The sequence below is a fragment of the Sphingomonas sp. SORGH_AS_0879 genome (genome assembly GCF_030819175.1).
Lineage (GTDB): Bacteria > Pseudomonadota > Alphaproteobacteria > Sphingomonadales > Sphingomonadaceae > Sphingomonas.
This window is the reverse complement of record NZ_JAUTBJ010000002.1, coordinates 377,446-395,681: the sequence shown is the minus strand read 5'-3', so window position 1 is coordinate 395,681 and position 18,236 is coordinate 377,446. Positions and strand designations below refer to the sequence as shown.

At 67.2% G+C, this 18,236-nt stretch carries 19 protein-coding genes; 13 read left to right on the top strand and 6 right to left on the bottom strand.

Annotated elements, in window-relative coordinates; all coding sequences use genetic code 11:
- Positions 1-9: 9 nt before the first annotated feature.
- The 12 genes from QE379_RS02425 to QE379_RS02370 all read left to right on the top strand — a co-directional run bounded on the left by QE379_RS02425 (position 10) and on the right by QE379_RS02370 (position 9,234).
- A complete protein-coding gene (locus QE379_RS02425; protein ID WP_306997486.1) occupies positions 10-450 on the top strand; it encodes a hypothetical protein in 441 nt (146 codons plus the stop codon).
- A 13-nt stretch (positions 451-463) separates the two neighbouring features.
- The gene (locus QE379_RS02420; protein ID WP_306997484.1) at positions 464-1,726 is read left to right on the top strand and encodes a flagellar hook-length control protein FliK; all 1,263 of its coding nucleotides are present in this window, start codon (positions 464-466) and stop codon (positions 1,724-1,726) included.
- Positions 1,727-1,737: 11 nt separating this feature from the next.
- On the top strand, positions 1,738-2,430 hold the full coding sequence (gene fliL / locus QE379_RS02415) for a flagellar basal body-associated protein FliL (RefSeq protein WP_306997482.1): 693 nt from the start codon (positions 1,738-1,740) through the stop codon (positions 2,428-2,430).
- 3 nt (positions 2,431-2,433) lie between these two features.
- Positions 2,434-3,414 (top strand): flagellar motor switch protein FliM, encoded by a 981-nt coding sequence (locus QE379_RS02410; protein WP_306997480.1) that lies wholly within the window; start codon positions 2,434-2,436, stop codon positions 3,412-3,414.
- A complete protein-coding gene (gene fliN, locus QE379_RS02405) occupies positions 3,411-3,701 on the top strand; it encodes a flagellar motor switch protein FliN (RefSeq protein ID WP_007406148.1) in 291 nt (96 codons plus the stop codon). Before QE379_RS02410 ends, fliN begins: the two co-directional genes overlap by 4 nt.
- Before the next feature lie 8 nt (positions 3,702-3,709).
- Positions 3,710-4,063, top strand: a complete 354-nt coding sequence (locus QE379_RS02400) for a flagellar biosynthetic protein FliO (RefSeq protein WP_306997477.1) — start codon at positions 3,710-3,712, stop codon at positions 4,061-4,063.
- Positions 4,060-4,938, top strand: a complete 879-nt coding sequence (gene fliP, locus QE379_RS02395; protein WP_306997475.1) for a flagellar type III secretion system pore protein FliP — start codon at positions 4,060-4,062, stop codon at positions 4,936-4,938. The genes QE379_RS02400 and fliP overlap by 4 nt, the downstream gene beginning before the upstream one ends.
- A 128-nt stretch (positions 4,939-5,066) precedes the next feature.
- Entirely contained in the window at positions 5,067-5,336 is a 270-nt protein-coding gene (fliQ, locus tag QE379_RS02390; protein WP_230483419.1) for a flagellar biosynthesis protein FliQ, read from the top strand.
- Positions 5,337-5,354: 18 nt separating this feature from the next.
- Positions 5,355-6,128 carry a flagellar biosynthetic protein FliR gene (fliR, locus tag QE379_RS02385; RefSeq protein ID WP_306997472.1) on the top strand — a complete coding sequence of 258 codons (774 nt, stop codon included), beginning with the start codon at positions 5,355-5,357 and terminating at the stop codon, positions 6,126-6,128.
- Positions 6,128-7,255 carry a flagellar biosynthesis protein FlhB gene (locus tag QE379_RS02380; protein WP_306997470.1) on the top strand — a complete coding sequence of 376 codons (1,128 nt, stop codon included), beginning with the start codon at positions 6,128-6,130 and terminating at the stop codon, positions 7,253-7,255. The genes fliR and QE379_RS02380 overlap by 1 nt, the downstream gene beginning before the upstream one ends.
- Before the next feature lie 127 nt (positions 7,256-7,382).
- Positions 7,383-8,816, top strand: a complete 1,434-nt coding sequence (gene fliD, locus QE379_RS02375; protein ID WP_306997468.1) for a flagellar filament capping protein FliD — start codon at positions 7,383-7,385, stop codon at positions 8,814-8,816.
- Position 8,817: 1 nt separating this feature from the next.
- Positions 8,818-9,234 (top strand): flagellar protein FliS, encoded by a 417-nt coding sequence (locus QE379_RS02370; protein ID WP_306997466.1) that lies wholly within the window; start codon positions 8,818-8,820, stop codon positions 9,232-9,234.
- A 172-nt stretch (positions 9,235-9,406) separates the two neighbouring features.
- Here QE379_RS02370 and QE379_RS02365 read toward each other — a convergent pair whose 3' ends face one another.
- From QE379_RS02365 to argH, 5 genes are all read right to left on the bottom strand, one after another.
- Positions 9,407-10,360 carry a zinc transporter ZntB gene (locus QE379_RS02365; RefSeq protein WP_306997463.1) on the bottom strand — a complete coding sequence of 318 codons (954 nt, stop codon included), beginning with the start codon at positions 10,358-10,360 and terminating at the stop codon, positions 9,407-9,409.
- Positions 10,357-11,130: a bifunctional precorrin-2 dehydrogenase/sirohydrochlorin ferrochelatase gene (locus QE379_RS02360; protein ID WP_306997461.1), complete on the bottom strand. Its 774-nt coding sequence runs from the start codon at positions 11,128-11,130 to the stop codon at positions 10,357-10,359. Before QE379_RS02360 ends, QE379_RS02365 begins: the two co-directional genes overlap by 4 nt.
- 124 nt (positions 11,131-11,254) lie before the next feature.
- Positions 11,255-12,517 (bottom strand): diaminopimelate decarboxylase, encoded by a 1,263-nt coding sequence (gene lysA, locus QE379_RS02355; protein ID WP_306997459.1) that lies wholly within the window; start codon positions 12,515-12,517, stop codon positions 11,255-11,257.
- Positions 12,517-12,753 carry a hypothetical protein gene (locus QE379_RS02350; RefSeq protein WP_306997457.1) on the bottom strand — a complete coding sequence of 79 codons (237 nt, stop codon included), beginning with the start codon at positions 12,751-12,753 and terminating at the stop codon, positions 12,517-12,519. The genes lysA and QE379_RS02350 overlap by 1 nt, the downstream gene beginning before the upstream one ends.
- On the bottom strand, positions 12,750-14,117 hold the full coding sequence (argH, locus tag QE379_RS02345; protein WP_307003045.1) for an argininosuccinate lyase: 1,368 nt from the start codon (positions 14,115-14,117) through the stop codon (positions 12,750-12,752). Before argH ends, QE379_RS02350 begins: the two co-directional genes overlap by 4 nt.
- 16 nt (positions 14,118-14,133) lie before the next feature.
- On the opposite strand from argH, the gene QE379_RS02340 reads away from it, so the two are divergent.
- Positions 14,134-14,724: a TlpA disulfide reductase family protein gene (locus QE379_RS02340; protein WP_306997455.1), complete on the top strand. Its 591-nt coding sequence runs from the start codon at positions 14,134-14,136 to the stop codon at positions 14,722-14,724.
- 382 nt (positions 14,725-15,106) lie between these two features.
- Here the strand turns inward: QE379_RS02340 and QE379_RS02335 are convergent, their stop codons facing one another.
- On the bottom strand, positions 15,107-18,100 hold the full coding sequence (locus QE379_RS02335) for a TonB-dependent receptor domain-containing protein (protein WP_306997453.1): 2,994 nt from the start codon (positions 18,098-18,100) through the stop codon (positions 15,107-15,109).
- Positions 18,101-18,236: the final 136 nt, after the last annotated feature.

Below are 18,236 nucleotides of genomic sequence, written 5' to 3'. Positions count from 1 at the left end.
GGACAGACCATGCCCAACCGGCAACAGGCGATGTTGAACCGGCTCCACCGGGTCCGCACGCTGCAACTCAACCTGACCATGGCCGAGGAATCGCGCGCGCAGCAGCGGGTCGCGACCGAACGCCAGTTGTCGGATCGCATCGCCCAGCTGGCCCAGGCGGTCGCTCCCACCCCGGCCCCGCCGACCTCGGCGGTGGCGCTGATGGCGCGGGCGCATTTCCGCAACCGGTTGAACGAATCCTCCGACGCCGCCGCCGGTCGCGTCGCCGCCGCCGAGCGCCAGGCGGACCGCGCCGCCGAGCAGACCCGCGATGCCAAGCGCGACCAGACGGCGGTCGAAAAGCTGCTCGAACGCGCCCGCGCCGCCGCGATCCGCGCCGAAATGCGCGCGCTGGAGGACATGCCCGCCGCGCCGCCGCGTCGCTCGCAAAATCGGCACGATCCTTGCTGACGGGTATCATGCCATGTCAGCCATTCCCTCCCCCCTCACGCTGGATGCCCTGCATCCCGGTCGTAGCCTGTCCGCCAAGCCGGGCGGCACGAGCCCGGCAGGCGACGGAAATCCGGGGAAATTTTCCGATCTCCTGGCGATAGCGTCGCCCGCCGCAGACGTGGGCGGGCTTTCACTCGTCACCGAGGACGATGATTCTTTGCCGGAGACGAGCGACAAGGCGGCAGCGGACCCCGGCAATCCCTTGCCGGGCATCTTGCCGATGGTCCTGCCGGTCTTCGCCGACGTGCCGCCGCCACCGCAATATGCGGCACCGGTCGCCAGCGGTGAGGCCGCCGCGACGGTGATCGCCCCGCAGGATGGTACGCCAAGGATCGACGGTAACACGATCGTGGCGACGCCGCGCGGCGCCACGGACCCCGGTGCCCCACGCCTCGACGCCGCAACGCCCCCGATCCTGCCGAGCGACACCGCGATGCTCGATGTGGTGGCGAACGCCACCGGCCAGGTCACCGACATGCCGACCCCGGCGGCCCGGACCACCGGCTTTCGCCTGGTCGCCGCCCAGCCCCGTGTCGAGACGGACACCGACATGGCCGCCCTGTCCCCCGCTATGCCCAGCGGCCCGCTGAGCGTGCTGCAACCCGCGCAAGGCGCGCCGGTGATCGGCCTGCTGGCGGAGACGCTGCGCCATTTGTCCACACCGCCCGAGGATCGCGACGAGCCGTCCGACCGTGCGCCCCTGACCGTGGCGGGCGCTGCCGATCCCGTCGCGCTGGCGGCGACCGATGGCGCGCGTCCCGTGGTCGCGACGACCGCGACCGCCGATCAGGCTCCGCTCGACATGACGCAGCATCACTGGCCGCAGGCGATGATCGACCGGATCGACCGCATGCGCGAGGACGCCGCGACCGCCGACACCCGGATTCAGCTCTCGCCCGACGCGCTCGGCGGAATAGCCGTCGCGATCCGGCGCGACGACGACCGGACGCATATCCACTTCACCGCCGAGCAGGCGCACACCGCGACGATCCTGGCGGACGCGCATGCGACGCTCGCCCAGCTGGCCGAGGACAAGGGGATGCGGCTGGGCAGCATGGCGGTGCAGGCGGGGGCGACCGGCGGCTCCGACCTGGGCCAGTCGGCGCGCGACCAGCGTCCGTCGCCCCCGCCCGCCCCCATGGTTCCGGCACGCCCGCGCGCGCCCGAGGCCGACCCATTCCGCGAGAGCGCGTCGGGCGATCCCGCCGCCACCGCCACCACCCGAATCGCCTGAGGAACTGAAATATGAGCGACGCGAAAGACACGCCCGAGACCGAGGGCACGCCCAAGAAGAAGAAGGGCAAGATCGGCAAGATCCTTGTCATGGCCACCGGGGTCGTCGTCCTTTTGGGCGGTGGTGTCGGGGCCGGGCTCTATGCGGCCAATTCGGGGCTGGTCGGCGGCCATTCGACCAAGGACAAGGCCGCCGCCGAAGAGGCCGAGGCCGATGCCAGCCATCCCGGCCCCAAGCTGGTCCCCAAGGCCGAGCAGAAGCGCGCCGGTGAGGGCGGCGAAGGCGAAGAAGGCGGCGGCCATGGCGGCGGCGAAGGGGCAGACGCCGAAGGCGGCGGCCACGAGAATGTCGGCATGAAGACGCCGATCGGCGATGGCGGCGAACGCTATGCCAGCAACTATTACCAGTTGCCCAAGGACTTCACGTCCAACATGCGCGACTCGGTGCACATCATCCAGGTCGGGCTGGCGGTATCGACGCCCTATGACGATACGGTCATCAACAATCTGAAGACCAACGACCTGGCGGTGCGCTCGGCCATCCTGATGACGCTGGGCGACGCCAATGAGGAAGCCGTGTTCTCCAGCGAAGGCAAGCGCCAGCTGCAACGCAAACTGGTCGACGCGATCAACGAGATTCTTCGGCAGAAAGAGGGATTCGGGGGTATCGCTAACGTCTACTTTACCAATTTCGTTGTTCAGTGAGGCATGGTTAACGCCGCCCCTCAGGCCGAACGACGCGAGCGCAATCGGGAACAGCCCACCGCCGATCACGGCGTGCTGGGTTCGACCAAGCTCAACCCGTTCGGCGATCTGCACACGATGCAGCATCTGTCTGCGCGTCTGGCGCGGACCCTGCGGGGGCTGTTCGAATCGCTGCTTCGCGAGGAACTGCGCTGCTGGGCGGAGCCGCTGGTCGTCCAGCGTTTCGCCGATTACCGGGCGGAGCGCGGCGAGGGGCTGAGCGCGTGGTTGCCGATGACGATGAGCGCGCCCGGCGGGTCGCCCCCCGATTCGCAGGCGCTGATCGTCATCGATGGCGGGTTCGGCCTGTCGTTGATCGACCTGCTCTTCGGCGGCACCGGCCATGTGCCCGATCCCCTGCCCGCCGAATTCTCGCACGGGGCCGAGACGATGGTGACGCAGCTGGGCGACATGATGGCGATCCCGCTGCGCAATGCCTGGGAATCGCTGGCCCGGCTGGACTTTCGCGCCGGTCGTCCCGAATCCTCGCCCGCCATGCTGTCGGGGATCGAGGGCGAGGACGCGATGATCGTCACCCGTTTCGGCATCGCCGGACAGACGCGCCGCCCGACCATGCTCGACATCCTCTATCCCGTCAGCGCGTTGAAGCCGCACGGCTCCGCCCTGACCGGCAAGGTCGTCGACAAGCAGGCCGAGGCCGATCCCACCTGGCGCGGCGACCTGACCCGCGCGGTGATGACCGTCCGCTTTCCCGTCCGCTCGGTCCTCGCCGAACCCGTCGTCTCGCTCCAGCGTCTGATGGACCTGAAGACCGGCGACGTGATCCCGATCAGTTTCGGCCCGGAAGTGCCGGTGATGGTCGGCGGCGACCTGCTCGGCATGGGCACGGTCGGCACCGCCAATGGCCGCGCCGCCGTCCAGCTTACCACGCTCAACCGGTCCATCGAAGGACTGGCCCGCGCTCACGAAGGATTCGAACAATGAACGATATGGCCGGGGGCTTCCCCGTCGACACATCGGTCGCCGCCAATTTCCGGCTGCTCCAGGATGTCGATGTCAAGCTGACCGTCGAGATCGGCTCGACCCAGTTGTCGTTGCGCGAGCTGCTGGCGCTGTCCGAATCGAGCGTCATCGAACTGGACCGCCAGGCCAACGAACTGCTCGACGTGCTGGTCAACGGCACGCTGATCGGGCGGGGCGAGGTGGTGACGGTCGGCGACCGCTTCGGCGTGCGCATGACCGAACTGGTCAATCCCGACAAGCGCGGCTGATCCCCCCGATGCTCTGGTCCTATATCCTGAAGCTGGTCGTCCTGCTGCCGCTGATCTGCGGGTTGATGATCGGGTGCCTCTATCTCTGGCGGCGACTGGAAAGCCGGATGCCGGGGCGTCCGGCGACGCGGCTGATCCATGTGCGCGAGACGATGATGATCTCGCCCGGCCTGCGGCTGGCGGTCATCGAGTTCGAGGGGCGCAACCTGCTCGTCTCGGTCGGGCGTGGCGGCGTGCAACTGGTCGACAAGGTCGACGGTAAGGGCCCCGCGACCCCAGTCACGCCGACGCCGATGGAACCGACGACCCCACGCGGTCGCGACTTCGTGTCCCGCTTCGCGCCGAAGAAGTTCGACCAATGAGCATTTCCGTGACCCGCCGGGGCACCGGCCCCGCGCTGATCCGCACCCAGGATGCGAGCCCGAAGCGGAGCCTGAAGCCGTTGTGGATCGTGCTGGCGCTGCTGCTGGCGCTGATGATCGCGATGCCCGCCTTCGCCCAAGCGGCCCCCGCCGCCGCTCCGGCCGCCGCACCCGCACCGGGTGTCGGCGACGCGGTGGACCGCGCGATCGGCCAACTCGGCGGCGGCGGCAATGGCAGTTCGGGCTCGCTGAGCCTGTCGCTCCAGGTCCTGATCATCATGGGCCTGCTGACGATCCTGCCGGGCATCATCCTGATGATGACCAGCTTCACCCGGATCGTCATCGTGCTCGCCATCCTGCGCCAGGCGCTGGGCCTGCAACAGACCCCGCCCAACCAGGTGCTGATCGGCCTGTCGGTGTTCCTGTCGCTGTTCATCATGGCCCCGACGATCAGCCAGATGAACGCGAACGCGATCCAGCCCTATGCCGAGGGTCGCCTGCCCGGCACCGAGATGATCAAGGCCGCCGGTGCCCCGCTCCATGCCTTCATGGCCAAGCAGACCCGGATCAAGGACGTGACGATGTTCGCTGAAATGGCGAAGTCGGGCCCCTATGCCAGTCCCAACGACATTCCCTATTCGGTGCTGCTGCCCGCCTTCGTCACTTCCGAGTTGAAGACGGCGTTCCAGATCGGCTTCCTGATCTTCCTGCCCTTCATCGTCATCGATCTGGTGGTGGCGACGGTACTGATGGCGCTGGGCATGATGATGCTGTCGCCATCGATCATCTCGCTGCCCTTCAAGCTGTTGCTGTTCGTGCTGGTCGATGGATGGGCGCTGACCATGGGCAGCCTGGCGAACAGTTTCGCGACGTGATTCCCTTGGGCTTCGACTTCGCTCAGCCTGAACGGCTGGCGGAACCAAGCCCCCTCCCCAACCTCCGTTCAGCCTGAGCGAAGTCGAAGGCCACGGGACACCCTCTCCCACGGAAGCACCCGAGCATCATGGACGCCGATTATTTCCTGACGCTGGCCAACCAGACCATGTGGGTGCTGGCGCTCGCCGCCGCGCCGATCCTGTTGCCCGTGCTGGTGTCGGGGCTGGTGATCGGCATGGTGCAGGCCGCGACCTCGATCAACGAACAGACCCTGTCCTTCGTGCCGAAGCTGATCGTCGTCGCCATCTCGATCCTGATCTTCGGCAGCCTCATCATGGGCCTGCTGAGCGACTTCACCGTCAGCATGTTCGAGCGCATCCCGGACCTGGTCAAGTGAAGGCCTGGGTCAAGTAACATGCTCGGCTTCGGCCTCTCGATCGAGCCGCAGGCCTGGGCGATCCTGTTCATCATGGTCCGGGTCGGGGCGGCGTTCATCACCGCGCCGGTGTTCGGCGCGGTGTCGATCCCCCTGCCCGTGCGGGTCAGCCTGGCCGGGGCCATCGCCTTTCTGGTCAACATGGCGCACCCGGTCGTGCCGCCGCCGGTGATCTTCGCCCTGCCCACCATCATGTCGGTGGCGGCGGAGGCGATCGTCGGGCTGGCGCTCGGCCTGATCCTGCAAGTCGCCTTCACCGCGCCGCTCGTCGCCAGCGAGTTGATCGGCGGATCGATGGGGATCAACTTCGCCGCGACCGTCGATCCGCTCAACGGTCGCTCGACCCAGGCGCTGGGCCAGTTCTTCACGGTGATGCTGACCCTGTTGTTCCTGTCGGTCGACGGGCATCTCGTCCTCGTCGATACCATCGTGAAGAGCTATGACGCGCTGCCCCCCGGCCAGGCCTGGATGGCCCCGGCGCAGTTCCGCGCCATCGCGCTGTTCGGCAGCTACGCCTTCCTCGCGGGGTTGCTGCTGGCGCTGCCGGTCGGTTTCCTGCTGCTCTGCCTCAACCTCGTCATGGGGATGATGAGCCGCGCCGCGCCCTCGCTCAACCTCTTCTCGGTGGGCCTTCCGGCCGCGCTGTTCCTCGGCGTCATCGCCATCGCCATCGCCTTCCCCGCCATGGGGGACTATATGCTCGTCATCCTCCGCGAAGGCCTTGCCGCCACCCAGACGCTGGTGCTCGGCTGATGTCGGAGGGCGGCGAAAAGACGGAAGCCCCAACCCAGAAGCGTCGCGAAAAAGCGCGCGACGACGGGCAGATCCTGCGCAGCCGCGATCTGGCGGCGGCGCTGGTGATGATGGCGGGTATCGCCTGGCTGATCTTCGCCGGCCCCACCCTGCTGGCTGCGTGCAAGGCGGTGATGGCCGCCAGCTTCCAGTTCAGCCATGCCGATGTCGAGGATTTCGAGCCCTTCCGCCCGCTGATGGAGGCGGGATGGAAGCTGGCCCCCTCGCTCGCCTCGCTGTTCGCGGTCACCATCGTCGCGACCATCGCGTCACAGGCGGGGCTGGGCTCGCTCCACTTCAATCCCAAGGCGATCGCGCCCAAACCCTCCAAGCTCAATCCCGCCTCGGGCCTGAAGCGCATCTTCGGCATGCAGGGCTGGACCGAGCTGGGCAAGTCGCTGCTCAAGGTCGTACTGCTCGGCGCGATCGGCGCGTACATGCTGTGGAAGTCGTCGCGCACCACCATGGGGCTGGCGCAGTCGGACCTCAACAGCGCGCTCGGCTCGCTGGGCGGGACCTTCATCTCGGTGCTGCTGGTGATGGGGATGGGGCTGGTGCTGATCGCGGGCTTCGACGTGCCGCTCCAGATCTTCCAGCTCTTCTCCAAGCTCAAGATGACCAAGCAGGAGGTCAAGGACGAGCATAAGGAGAGCGAGGGCAATCCCGAGGCCAAGGCGCATATCCGGGGCAAGCAGCGCGAAATGTCGCGCCGGGCGGTCCGCGCGGCGGTGCAGGAGGCGCATGTCATCCTGACCAACCCGACCCATTTCGCGGTCGCGCTGCGTTACGAACGCGGGCAGGACGAGGTGCCGGTGGTCGTCGCCCGGGCACGCGGCGCCACCGCGCTGGCGATCCGCGAGATGGCGGGCGAATATGCCAAGCCCGTACTGGAATATCCCCAGCTTGCCCGCGCCGTCTATTACACCAGCCGCGAGGGGCAGGAGGTCCGCGCCGACCTGTATCAGGCGATCGCCGTCGTGCTCGCCTTCGTCTTCGGGCTCAACGCAGGCGCGGGTGGCACGGCGCAGCCGCCGGTCGAGGTGCCGGTCGACGCCCGTTTCGACGAAAACGGCCAGCCCCAGTCATGAACCGGTACGCCATGAACGGTTCGTCGCAAATCCCTAAAGAAACCATCCCGATGGTCGTTCACGAAGGCGAACGCGTGCCGGAGTCCCGTCGATGACGACCATTTCCTCGACCTCATCGACGTCTGCGGTGACCAGCACCACGGCGACCAAGTCGACCACGGACGCCACCAAATCCGCCGCGCAGGCGCTGTTCACCTCGCTCCAGACCGGTTCCGGCATGGATTTGTCCGCGCTGGTCCCCTCGCTGGTCCAGGCGCAGTTCGCCGCGCGCACCGCGGCGCTGAAGGCGAAGGCCGATACGCTGACCTCGCAGATTTCGGCGACATCGACGGTGATGAGCTCGATCACCGACTTCGCCAGCTCGCTCGCCTCGCTCGCCAAGGGCGGGACGCTCGCCACCCAGGCGAGCAGCGGCAATCCGGCGGTGTTCAGCGTGACGACGGCGGCGGGCGCGAAGCTGGCCGGGCTGTCCAAGTCGATCACCGTCAACGCACTCGCCACGCCGCAGACCAGCGTGACGCGCATCAGCTATGACCGGACCGCCTCGATGGGCACCGGCAGCCTGTCGATCCAGGTCGGCTCCAAAGCCGCCGTCACGGTCCAGTTCGATGACGGCACCAGCCCGACGATCGACGATGTCGCGGCCAGGATCAACGCGGCAAAGACCGGCGTCACCGCCTCGGTCATCACCGATGCCGACGGCAAGGCCTATCTGTCCTTCACCGGCGCGACGGGCGCGGCGAACAGCTTCACCGTGACCGCCAGCGAGGGGGCGACGGCGGGCCTGTCGCGGCTCAACGTCGGTGGCGGCGCGACAGGTACGCGCAACACCTCCACGGCCGCCAATGCCGAGCTGACGGTTGACGGCGTCACGGTGGAGCGCGCCAGTAATACCATCAGCGATCTGGTGAGCGGCGTAACGATGACGCTGAACGCGGTCTCGACCACCCCGGTCTCGCTGACCGGCACGCGCCCGACCGCCGCGCTGACCTCGGTCGTGTCGGACTTCGTGGCGACCTTCAACGACAAGATCACCGAGCTGAACAAGGAACTGAACCCCCAGACGGGCGATCTGCGCAGCAACCTCGCGGCGCGCACGCTGTCCCAGTCGCTGGGGCGGTTGACCACGTCCAAGATCGTGCCCGGCGACGCCAGCACGCCCGGCCCCAAGACGCTGGCCGATCTGGGCGTCGGGACCAACAAGGACGGGACGCTGAAGGTCGACACGGTGCGTCTGGCGCAGGTGATGGCGCAATATCCGGATGCGGTCGAACAGATGTTCCAGTCGAGCGGCGACAATCTGGTCGGCCTGTCGGCGCAGTTGAACGGCATCCAGATGGCGGCGACCAGCACCCTTTACGGGCTCGGCGCGACCGCCAGGCAGTTGAGCCAGGACCAGAGCGCCAACGCTCTGGCCCAGAGCGATCTGGCGGACGATCAGAGCGCGGCGCAGGACCGGATGACGGCGCAGTTCTCCGCGATGAACGCGCGCGTCTCCAGCTACAAATCGGTGCAGAATTTCATGGACCAGCAGGTCAAGATGTGGACGAAGAGCAGCTAAGATGGCCTATGCAACCGGACTGCTCACCGATCCTGCCGCGACCTATCGCCAGATCGACGTCGTCGGCCGCACCGCGATGGCGGACGGCCCCGCGCTCGTCCAGCTTCTCTACGAGGAACTCATCTCCGCGCTCCGCTCGGCGGCGTGGGCGACCGAGCATGGCCAACTCGCGCGCAAGAGCGAGCGGGTGACCCGCGCCACCGCCATCCTGTTCGCGCTGGAGGCGGGGCTCGATTTCGAGAATGGCGGCGACATGTCGATCACCTTCGCCAAACTCTATGCGGGTGCGCGGCGGCAGATCGTCGACGGCTCGCTGGACCAGAATCCGAAGCTGTTCCGCGACGTGGCGGACAACATCGCCGATATCGCCGAAGCCTGGGAGACGGTCCGCCAGATGAGCAAGAAGGCGGGGGCGTAAGGGGGCCGCTCCCCACCCTGCGTTCAGCCTGAGCGAAGTCGAAGCCTGTCCTGAGCGCCTGCCTTGGCAGGCAGTCGAAGGGGCCAAGGGGATCCCTCCACCAAGCCGCCAGCGCGGAACGTGCGCTTCGACTTCGCTCAGGCCGAACGGATGGCCGGGGCGGAAGTGAAGATTACCGCCGGAACCAGTGCCGCTGGACGAAATAGATGACGATCCCCGCCGCGATCAGCGCGCAGCCCCCGAGGATCGCGTCGAACGCCCAGGGTTCCTCGGCATAGGGCAGGGTCTTGACGTTCATCCCGTATAGCCCGGTGATGAAGGTCAGCGGCAGGAACACCATCGCCACGATCGAGATGACCAGCGCGCGATTGTCGATCTGCTCGGCGCGCATGTCGGTCAGCGTCTCATGGATCAGCGCGGAGCGTTCGCGGATCGATTCCAGTTCCTCGGCCATGCGCGCGGCGCGGTCGGCGGCGGCGGACAGATGCAGCCGGTCGTCATCCGCCAGCCAGTCGCCCGGCAGCGCCGCGAGTTTCTCCAGCGCCGCACGCTGCGGATTGAGGAAGCGGCGGTATCCGATCGCGGCGACCCGCACCCGGCTGACCGTGCGGCGAAGCTGGAACACACGGTGCTCGTCCAACTGCTCCTCGCAACTGTCGAGTTCGTCGCCCAGCCCCGCGACATCGGGGTCCAGGTCGCTGGTGATCGCGGTGGCGAAGGCGGTGATCAGGTCGCCCGGATCGGCGATGGCGCCGCCCTCCACCTCCTTGCGCACCGCATCCACCGCCAGCAGCGGGCGGCGCGTGACCGAATAGACCTTGCCCTTCACCGCCCAGATCCGGACCGAGGCGAGCATGTCCGACCCGTCGAGCGGCTCGCTGCTCCGCCCGCGCAGGTTGAGGAACGCGCCCTCGCCCACCGCCTCGCAGCGCGGGCGCGTCTCGGTCGCGGTCAGCGCGTCGACGACATAATCCTCCAGATGCGCCGATTCGCACAGCCAGCGTTGCGCCACCGCGTCATTGGTCTCCAGATGCACCCAGACCAGCCGGGCTTTCGCCTCCACCGCCTCGCGGATCGGGATGGCGTCCGCCTTGCCCCCGTCGATGCGATAGGCGAAGCCGGTCATGCGCGCCTGTCCATGGTCAGGTCGACGATCTGCCCCTCGCCCGGTTCCATGGGCAATGCGTCGCTTTCGATCCGAACCGCATCGGCGCGCGCACGGTCCAGGATGGCGAACGGCACGTCGGGGCGGTGATAGACCCGGTCGGCGGCGGCAAGCGCGCGCGCCTGTCGCAGGGTCAGGTCGTCCGGGTCGCACGAGGTCAGGACAAAGGTCGCGACCGACGCCGCCGGACGCTCGACGCCCGCCAGCCAGCCCGCGACATCGGTTTCGCCCGCCAGAGGATCGAGCGCACCGCCCGGCGACAGCGCCGCCCCGATCGCACGCCGCCGCTCCGCCCCGTCCGGGAACCGCGCGCGCAAGGCGGCGCGGGCGGCGTACAGCCCCTCGGCCAGCGTCCCCAGTCCGGCGGGCAACAAGGCCTCGAGCCGCTGGCGCAAAGCCGCCGCCAGTCCCGCCGACACGCCGCCGGTGCCGATCGCGACGATCACGGGGCCCCGCTCGACGATGGCGGGCAAGGTGAAATCGCAGGCCGCCGGGCGATCGACCGCGTTGACCAGCACGCCGCGTGCCTTCAACCGGGCGATGGCGGCCTGGGCTTGGCCCTCGTCCTCGATCGCGACGATGGCGAGCGCGGCTTGCGCGTCTTCCCCCACCACCAGCGCACCGGCGCGGTCGAGCAGACGCCGCTTGGCCTCGGCGGGCTCCCCCTCGCCCAGCAGGATGACCGGGCGACCAGCCAACCGGACGAACAGTGGCAGGCTCGCGAGGCTCACCGCCCCGCCCCCGCATTGTCGCCCCAGCGCAGGCTGGGGCCTCTGCCGACTGACGGCCCGAAACCCGCCAAAGATCCCAGCCTTCGCTGGGATGACGGTTTAGACGGGGAACCCGCCCGTCGCCTCACTTCTTCAGCCACTCCGGCACACGCTCGGCGGCGATGATCGTCTCGGCGGCGATGCGGTCGGCGACGACGGCATAGCGGTCGCCCTCCACCATCACCTCGGGCACCAGCGGGCGGCTGTTATAGGTCGAGGCCATGGTCGCGCCATACGCACCCGCCGTGCGGAACACGGCCAGGTCACCCGACTTCACCACATCGATTTCGCGGTTCATCGCGAAGGTGTCGCCGGTCTCGCACACCGGCCCCGCGATGTTCGCCATCATCCGCTCGCCGGTCGGCTTGACCGCGACGAAGTCGTGATACGCATCGTACAGCGCAGGGCGCGCGAGGTCGTTCATCGCGGCATCGACGATGACATAAGGATTGGCGACGCCGGGCTTCACCCAGACGACTTCGGTCGCCAGAACCCCGGCATTGCCCGCGATCACCCGGCCCGGCTCGAACATCAGCTCGACATCCCAGTCCTTCGTGACGCGCGCCACCATCTCGCCATAAGCGGCGGGGGCGGGCATCACGTCGCCGGGCTTGTAGGGAACGCCCAGGCCGCCGCCCAGATCGACGCGGCTGATGCGGTGCCCCGCCCCGCGCAGTTCGGCGACCAGTTCGCCGATCCGCTTATAGGCGGCCTCCAGGGGCGCGAGATCGCCCAACTGGCTGCCGATGTGGCAGGCGACGCCTTTCAGATCGATACCGGGCAGCCCCGCCAGACGGTCGAACATGCCCAGCGCTTGGTCGATCGGCACGCCGAACTTGTTCTCCTTGCGCCCGGTCGAAATCTTGGCGTGGGTGCCAGCGTCCACGTCCGGGTTCACCCGCAGCGTGGCGGGGGCGACCAGCCCGCGTTCATGCGCCAGTTCGGCGAGGACCGCGCCCTCTTCCTCCAATTCCAGGTTGAACTGGCCGATCCCGGCCTCCAGCGCGGCGATCAATTCGGCGCGGGTCTTGCCGACGCCGGAGAAGACGATGTCCTCCGCCTTCATCCCCGCCGCCAGCGCGCGGCGCATCTCGCCGACCGAGACGACGTCCGCGCCATACCCCTCGTCCGCCAGCACGCGCAGCACGGCGAGGTTGGGATTCGCCTTGATCGCATAGGCCAGGTGCACGCGCGGCAGGGCGCTCAGCCCCTCGCGGAACACCTGCGCATGGCGACGGAAGGTGGAGGCGGAATAGACATAGACCGGCGTGCCGACCTCGGCAGCGATCCGGGCTACGGGCACGTCCTCCACATGGAGTTCGCCGTTCGAGAAATGAAAATGGTCCATCAGCGGGGGGGCAAATCAAATTCGTCCGAACGCCGGTCCTGCGACTGGGTCATCAGTTCGTCGGAGCGCTGCGGGCGTTGTTGAGGGGTGGCCGTCAGCAATTGCTGGGGCGTCGGAGTCGCGGTGGCGCCGCGTGGTGCCACGGGCAGGCTCTCGCCCTTGGCCGGTTGCAGCCGGTTGGCCGCGCCACAACCCGTCAGGCCAAGCGCGACCAGCAGGGTGAGCGCCCGCTTCATGGCCGCAGGCCCCGCGCCGTCGCGATCGCGGCGCGGACATTGGCGGGCGCGGTGCCACCGAAGCTGACCCGGCTGGCGACCGAGGCATCCACCGACAGCACGTCATAGATACCGGCGTTGATCCGCGCGTCGATGGCGGTCAATTCCTCGATCGACAGTTGGTGCAGCATCACGCCCTTCTCCTCGGCGAGTTTCACCGCGCGGCCGGTGATGTGATGCGCCTCGCGGAACGGAATGCCGCCGACCCGCACCAGCCAGTCGGCCAGATCAGTCGCGGTCGAGAAGCCCGCCTCCGCCACCGCGCGCATCCGCTCCGTCCGGAAGGTCGCGCTCTGGATCATGCCGGTCATCGCCGCGATCGAGAGCGCCAGCAGGTCGTGCGCCTCGAAGACCGGCGGCTTGTCGTCCTGCATGTCCTTGGAATAGGCGAGCGGCAGGCCCTTCATCGTGACCATCAGGCTGGTCATGCAGCCCATGATCCGCCCCGCATGACCGCGCACCAGTTCGGCGGCGTCCGGGTTGCGCTTCTGTGGCATGATCGAGCTGCCCGTCGACCACTGATCGCTCAGCGCCACGAAACCAAAGGGCTGCGACGCCCAGAGCACGAACTCCTCCGCCAGCCGCGACAGGTGCAGCGAGCAGTTGGTCGCCGCCTGGAGATAGTCGATGGCGAAGTCCCGGTCGCTGACCGCATCGAGCGAATTGCGCGTCGGCTCGTCGAAGCCGAGCGCCGCCGCCGTCATGTGCCGGTCGACCGGAAAGCCCGTCCCCGCCAGCGCCGCCGAACCCAGCGGGCACTGGTTCATCCGCGCGCGCGCCGCCACGAAGCGGCTGGCATCGCGCACGATCATCTCGTGATAGGCCATCAGGTGATGGCCCAACGTCACCGGCTGCGCGGACTGAAGGTGGGTGAAGCCCGGCATCACGCTGTCGGCATGGTCTTCGGCGCGGGTCAGCAAGGCGTTACGCAGAGCGCCCAGCGCGGCCAGCGTCTCGTCGATCGCGTCGCGCACCCACAAGCGGAAGTCGGTCGCCACCTGGTCGTTGCGCGACCGCGCGGTGTGCAGCCGCCCCGCGACCGGGCCGATCAGCGCGGCCAGCTTCGCCTCGGTCTGCATATGAATGTCTTCGAGGGTCAGGTCCTCGGCCACGCCGTTCGCGGCATAATCCTCGGCGACCCGGTCCAGCCCGGCGGAAATCGTCGCGGCGTCCTCGGCAGAGACGATCCCCTGTCGGCCCAGCATCGCGACATGCGCTTTCGATCCGGCGATATCCTGTTTCCACAATCGCTTGTCGAAGGGGATGGACGCGTTTATCTCGCGCATCACCGCGGCGGGACCTTCTGCGAAGCGCCCGCCCCACATTGCGTTGGAGCCGCCCATGTCGTCGCGTACCGTGATCGCCTGTCTCCTGGGGCTGATGGTCGCCGGGTGCGATAAGCAAAGCCCCGCGCCGGAGCAAGCCAGCAACACCTCCGACACACAAGTTTCAAGTGGGGAAGCGACCGCCGCCCCCGCGCCGGACGCGCCCAAGCCCGCCGGTGCCGTCGATCGCAGCCACAAGGGCGAGGCCGCCCCGACGCTGGGCTTCACCACGCTCGACGGCAAGCCCATGACGCTGGCCGATTTCCGGGACAAGCCGGTGCTGATGAACCTGTGGGCGACCTGGTGCGGGCCGTGCGTGGCCGAGATGCCGACGCTGGCCGCCACCGCGGATCGCCTGAAAGGCAAGGTCGCGGTGATCGCCGTGGCGCAGGACGATGCCGCCAAGGTCAAACCCTTCCTGACGGGCAAGTCCCTCGACGCGCTGCCCATCTATCTCGACCCCAAATTGTCCCTGAGCGTCCATTACAAGGCGAACCTGCCGACCACGATCCTGTACGGCGCGGACGGCAAGGAAGTCTGGCGGGTGACCGGCGGCTTCGACTGGGCGGGCGCGGAGGCGCGGAAGCTGTTGGCCGAAGCGGCGTAACCCCCCGATCCTCACCTTCACGGGATCATTGCGAAAGTCGCCCTTTCGCTCCCCCCTGTCCGCCATCCTGGCGAAGGCCGGGGTCCAGTTGCGAGACGATTGGAGCAACTGACCCATGCTATCCTAACTGGATCCCGGCCTTCGCCGGGATGGTCTGATGGGTTTTGCAACGCTTCCCGGCACGGGGAGGTGGCAGGCCGAAGGCCTAACGGAGGGGGGCTTCCACAGGACACGCCTTGCGGCGATCCCCCTCCACCGGCTTCGCTGCTCCCCCTCCCCGTGCCGGGGAGGATAAAAAATCCCCGCCCGGTGTGAACCGGACGGGGCAGGCTGGGGTAAAATCGCGTTGTCGGGATCGGGGGCGCTGCCGCCCCCTTCTCCGTCAGAATTCCGCCGTCAGGCCGATGAACACCGAGCGACCGACCACGTCGTACATGCCGGGATAGGTGTTGCCGTTGCCGAACGAGGACAGCAGCCCCTGCGCGATGATCGGCGGATCCTTGTCGAACAGGTTGTTGACCCCCGCACGGAAGGTGACGCCGTCCTGCACCTTGGCGGTCGCGGCCAGATCGAAATAGCTGTACGCCTTGATCCGGCTGTTGAAGAGCGACGGCGTACCGGTCAGGTTCGGGTCGGTGGAATTGTTCGTCAGGTTCGTCGCGCCGATATAGCGCCAGTTGAGCGAGATCGTCCCCACCTTCGACGCGTCGGTCCAGGTGAAGCGCGACTGGTGACGCCATTCGGGCGTCGGCTGGCCGCAAACGGGGCCGAAATAGCCGACACAGTCATAGGAACCCAGGCCCGGCACCGGCTCGTTCACCAGCTTGCGGTTCCAGGTGCCCTGGAAGTCGATCGCCAGCGATCCCACGCCGCCCAGTGGCTGGAGATAGGCCAGGCCGAAATCGACGCCCGAGGTGCGCAGCGAACCCGTATTCTGCGTCGTCGAGACGATATAGCCCTGGTCACCGAAGATGATGCCGCCGCGCGGATCACGCTTGAACAGGTTGCAGAAGAAGGGATTGCCGGTCGCGATGCACTGGCTGATCGTCTGGTTGACCGAGATCGAACCGATATAGTCGCGCACCTTGATGTCGAAATAATCGACCGAGAAGGACAGCCGCTTCAGGAAGGTCGGCGTCAGGACCAGACCGGCGGTGAAGGTGTCGGCGGTTTCGGGCTTCAGCGCCGGATTGCCACCGAACTGCGCGGTGCAGGTTTCCGCCGGGCACTCCGTGATGCGGCCATATTGCGCCTGGGTCACGCCGGTACGCGCGCACTGGGCGAAGGTCGCGGTCGGCGTCGCGGTGGCGCAAGGGTCCTGCGCGCTGACATTGCCGTTGAACTGCGGGCCGAACAATTCCGAGACGTTGGCGGCACGGATCGCGCGGTTATAGCTGCCGCGCAGGCGGATATCGCTGCTCGGCGCCCAGGACAGCTCGGCCTTGTAGGTCGAGACGATCTTGGACAGGTTGCTATAGTCCGATCCGCGATAGCCCGCGTTCAGCGACAGGTCCTTGAAGAACGGGCGATTCTGGACCAGCGGCACTTCGATTTCCGCGAAGATTTCGTTCACGTCGAAGCGGCCCTGGGTTTCCTTGGTCCCCTTTTGCAGCGCCAGCGCGTCGGCCTTGAACTCCAGGCTTTCGTAGCGATGCTCGATACCCAGCACGACGCCGATGCCGTCGTCCGACCAGGGCGACCGGACGCCATAGGTGCCCAGGTCCGCGCTGATATTGCCGCTGAGCACGGTTTCCTTGTCGACGCCGCGGGTCGAGGTCGGCGCATAGATATAACCGAACGCCGCATCCGAAATGCCGTTGTAGCGGAAGATGTCGAGCGGAACGCACTGCGGGTCGCTGCCGTCGATCACCGACTTGCAGGTCGGGGTGCCGTTGCGGTTGACGACCTGGATGCCGCGATTGGCGCGCGACGGATCGATGTCGTTCTCATAGGTCTCGTTATAGAGGACCGTCGAGAACAGCGCGTTGGCGTCATAGCGGATGCCGGGCGCGATCTCGCCGCGCACGCCGCCCGAGAAGCGATAGTCGGTATGGCGCAGGTCGTCACGGCGCGGACGGGCGTTCCCGGCGACCGGGCGATAGCCGATGTAGAGCTGCTGCGTCGCGTTGGTGCCATAGGCCGAGCCGCACAGGATATTGCCCTGCTGCGCGCTGAGGAACGGATTGTCGCAATTGACCGAGTAGGTATAGCCTTGGAACAGCGCGGACGGGGCGACCTGCGAATTGGTGTGGTCGTCCATGAACATCACGCTGCCATAGGCTTCGACCGACGGCGTGATCTCGTACCGGGCAAAGGCGCCGGCAGTGTAGCGGGTATCGTTGCGCTGGAAATAGTTCAGCGGCGCGTAATTGTAGCGGAAGCTGGAATCATACGGCACCCAGCTACGATTGCCGTCGCGCGTATTGTTGAACGCGCCGGAATCGGCGCTGGGACCCGTGATCGGGTCGAACAGGCCATATTGGTTGTTGCTCGACCCGCCGCAGGTCAGCGTCGAATTACCCGCCCCCGCCGGATCGAAGGCACAGGAGGACACGTCGCGATTGCCCTGAAGCACCGGCTTGGTATCGCGATAGCCGAAATAGGCGGTCACATTGCCGCGATTGTCGGGGAAGTTGGTGCCGAAGGCGACGTTGACGTCCAGCTTCTGCCCGTCGAGCACGTTGCGGTTGGCAAGGCGGTAATTGGCCTGGCTCTGGATACGGCGGGCGAACGCATTGTCGTTCTGATGCTGGGCGAAGCCATACTGGATGTCGGTCCGAATGCCTTCCAGATCGTCGCGCAGGATGAAGTTGACCACGCCCGAAATCGCGTCCGACCCGTACACGGCGGAAGCGCCACCGGTCACCACGTCGATCCGCTTGACCAGCGCGGAGGGGATGAAGTTCAGGTCGTTGGCCTGCACCGGCAGCATGCGCTGGCCGTTGATCAGCACCAGGTTCCGGTTGCTGCCCAGGTTGCGCAGGTTGACGCGCGCGGTGCCGTCCGAGCCGTTCGACCCATTCTCGTTCGAGTCCGGCGTCACCTGCGGCAGGCGATTCAGCACATTCTCGACCTGAATCGCGCCCTGATAGCGGATTTCGGCGTCGTCCACGACCGTCAGCGGGCTGTTGCTGGTCAGGCTGGGGCGCTGAAGCCGGGTGCCGGTGACGACGATCGCCTCGCCCGCGGACCCGTTGGCGCTGTCGGGCAGCGCGGCGGCGTTCGACGGACAGGGCCGGTCGGGCGCGGGCACGCAATCCGCCGCGTCATCACTGGTCGCACCCTGAGCGGTCTGTGCGCTGACGGGTGAAACCGAAAGCAGCGCGATTGCAATTGCGCCGGCCGAACAGGCCAGCCTCGTGTAACTTTTGCTCATGTAAGAGCCCCCTCTTTGATTTATTTAGCCAATCCTAACCAAAAACCATCACTCGTCAAATATATTATACCGTATGCGGGAATCATCTGGTGGCGCGGGAGCAACCGATCGTCGCGTGTTGCGTTGCACAAACGGC

Coding starts and splice junctions, on each gene's coding strand:
- QE379_RS02365 (WP_306997463.1), bottom strand. CDS start 10,360: ATGACCGGCTTCGCCTATCGCATCGACGGGGGCAAGGCGGACGCCATC.
- fliQ (WP_230483419.1), top strand. CDS start 5,067: ATGGACGCCGATTATTTCCTGACGCTGGCCAACCAGACCATGTGGGTG.
- QE379_RS02420 (WP_306997484.1), top strand. CDS start 464: ATGTCAGCCATTCCCTCCCCCCTCACGCTGGATGCCCTGCATCCCGGT.
- QE379_RS02425 (WP_306997486.1), top strand. CDS start 10: ATGCCCAACCGGCAACAGGCGATGTTGAACCGGCTCCACCGGGTCCGC.
- fliN (WP_007406148.1), top strand. CDS start 3,411: ATGAACGATATGGCCGGGGGCTTCCCCGTCGACACATCGGTCGCCGCC.
- fliR (WP_306997472.1), top strand. CDS start 5,355: ATGCTCGGCTTCGGCCTCTCGATCGAGCCGCAGGCCTGGGCGATCCTG.
- QE379_RS02370 (WP_306997466.1), top strand. CDS start 8,818: ATGGCCTATGCAACCGGACTGCTCACCGATCCTGCCGCGACCTATCGC.
- QE379_RS02350 (WP_306997457.1), bottom strand. CDS start 12,753: ATGAAGCGGGCGCTCACCCTGCTGGTCGCGCTTGGCCTGACGGGTTGT.
- QE379_RS02340 (WP_306997455.1), top strand. CDS start 14,134: ATGTCGTCGCGTACCGTGATCGCCTGTCTCCTGGGGCTGATGGTCGCC.
- QE379_RS02380 (WP_306997470.1), top strand. CDS start 6,128: ATGTCGGAGGGCGGCGAAAAGACGGAAGCCCCAACCCAGAAGCGTCGC.
- QE379_RS02400 (WP_306997477.1), top strand. CDS start 3,710: ATGCTCTGGTCCTATATCCTGAAGCTGGTCGTCCTGCTGCCGCTGATC.
- fliL (WP_306997482.1), top strand. CDS start 1,738: ATGAGCGACGCGAAAGACACGCCCGAGACCGAGGGCACGCCCAAGAAG.
- QE379_RS02410 (WP_306997480.1), top strand. CDS start 2,434: ATGGTTAACGCCGCCCCTCAGGCCGAACGACGCGAGCGCAATCGGGAA.
- argH (WP_307003045.1), bottom strand. CDS start 14,117: ATGTGGGGCGGGCGCTTCGCAGAAGGTCCCGCCGCGGTGATGCGCGAG.
- lysA (WP_306997459.1), bottom strand. CDS start 12,517: ATGGACCATTTTCATTTCTCGAACGGCGAACTCCATGTGGAGGACGTG.
- QE379_RS02335 (WP_306997453.1), bottom strand. CDS start 18,100: ATGAGCAAAAGTTACACGAGGCTGGCCTGTTCGGCCGGCGCAATTGCA.
- fliP (WP_306997475.1), top strand. CDS start 4,060: ATGAGCATTTCCGTGACCCGCCGGGGCACCGGCCCCGCGCTGATCCGC.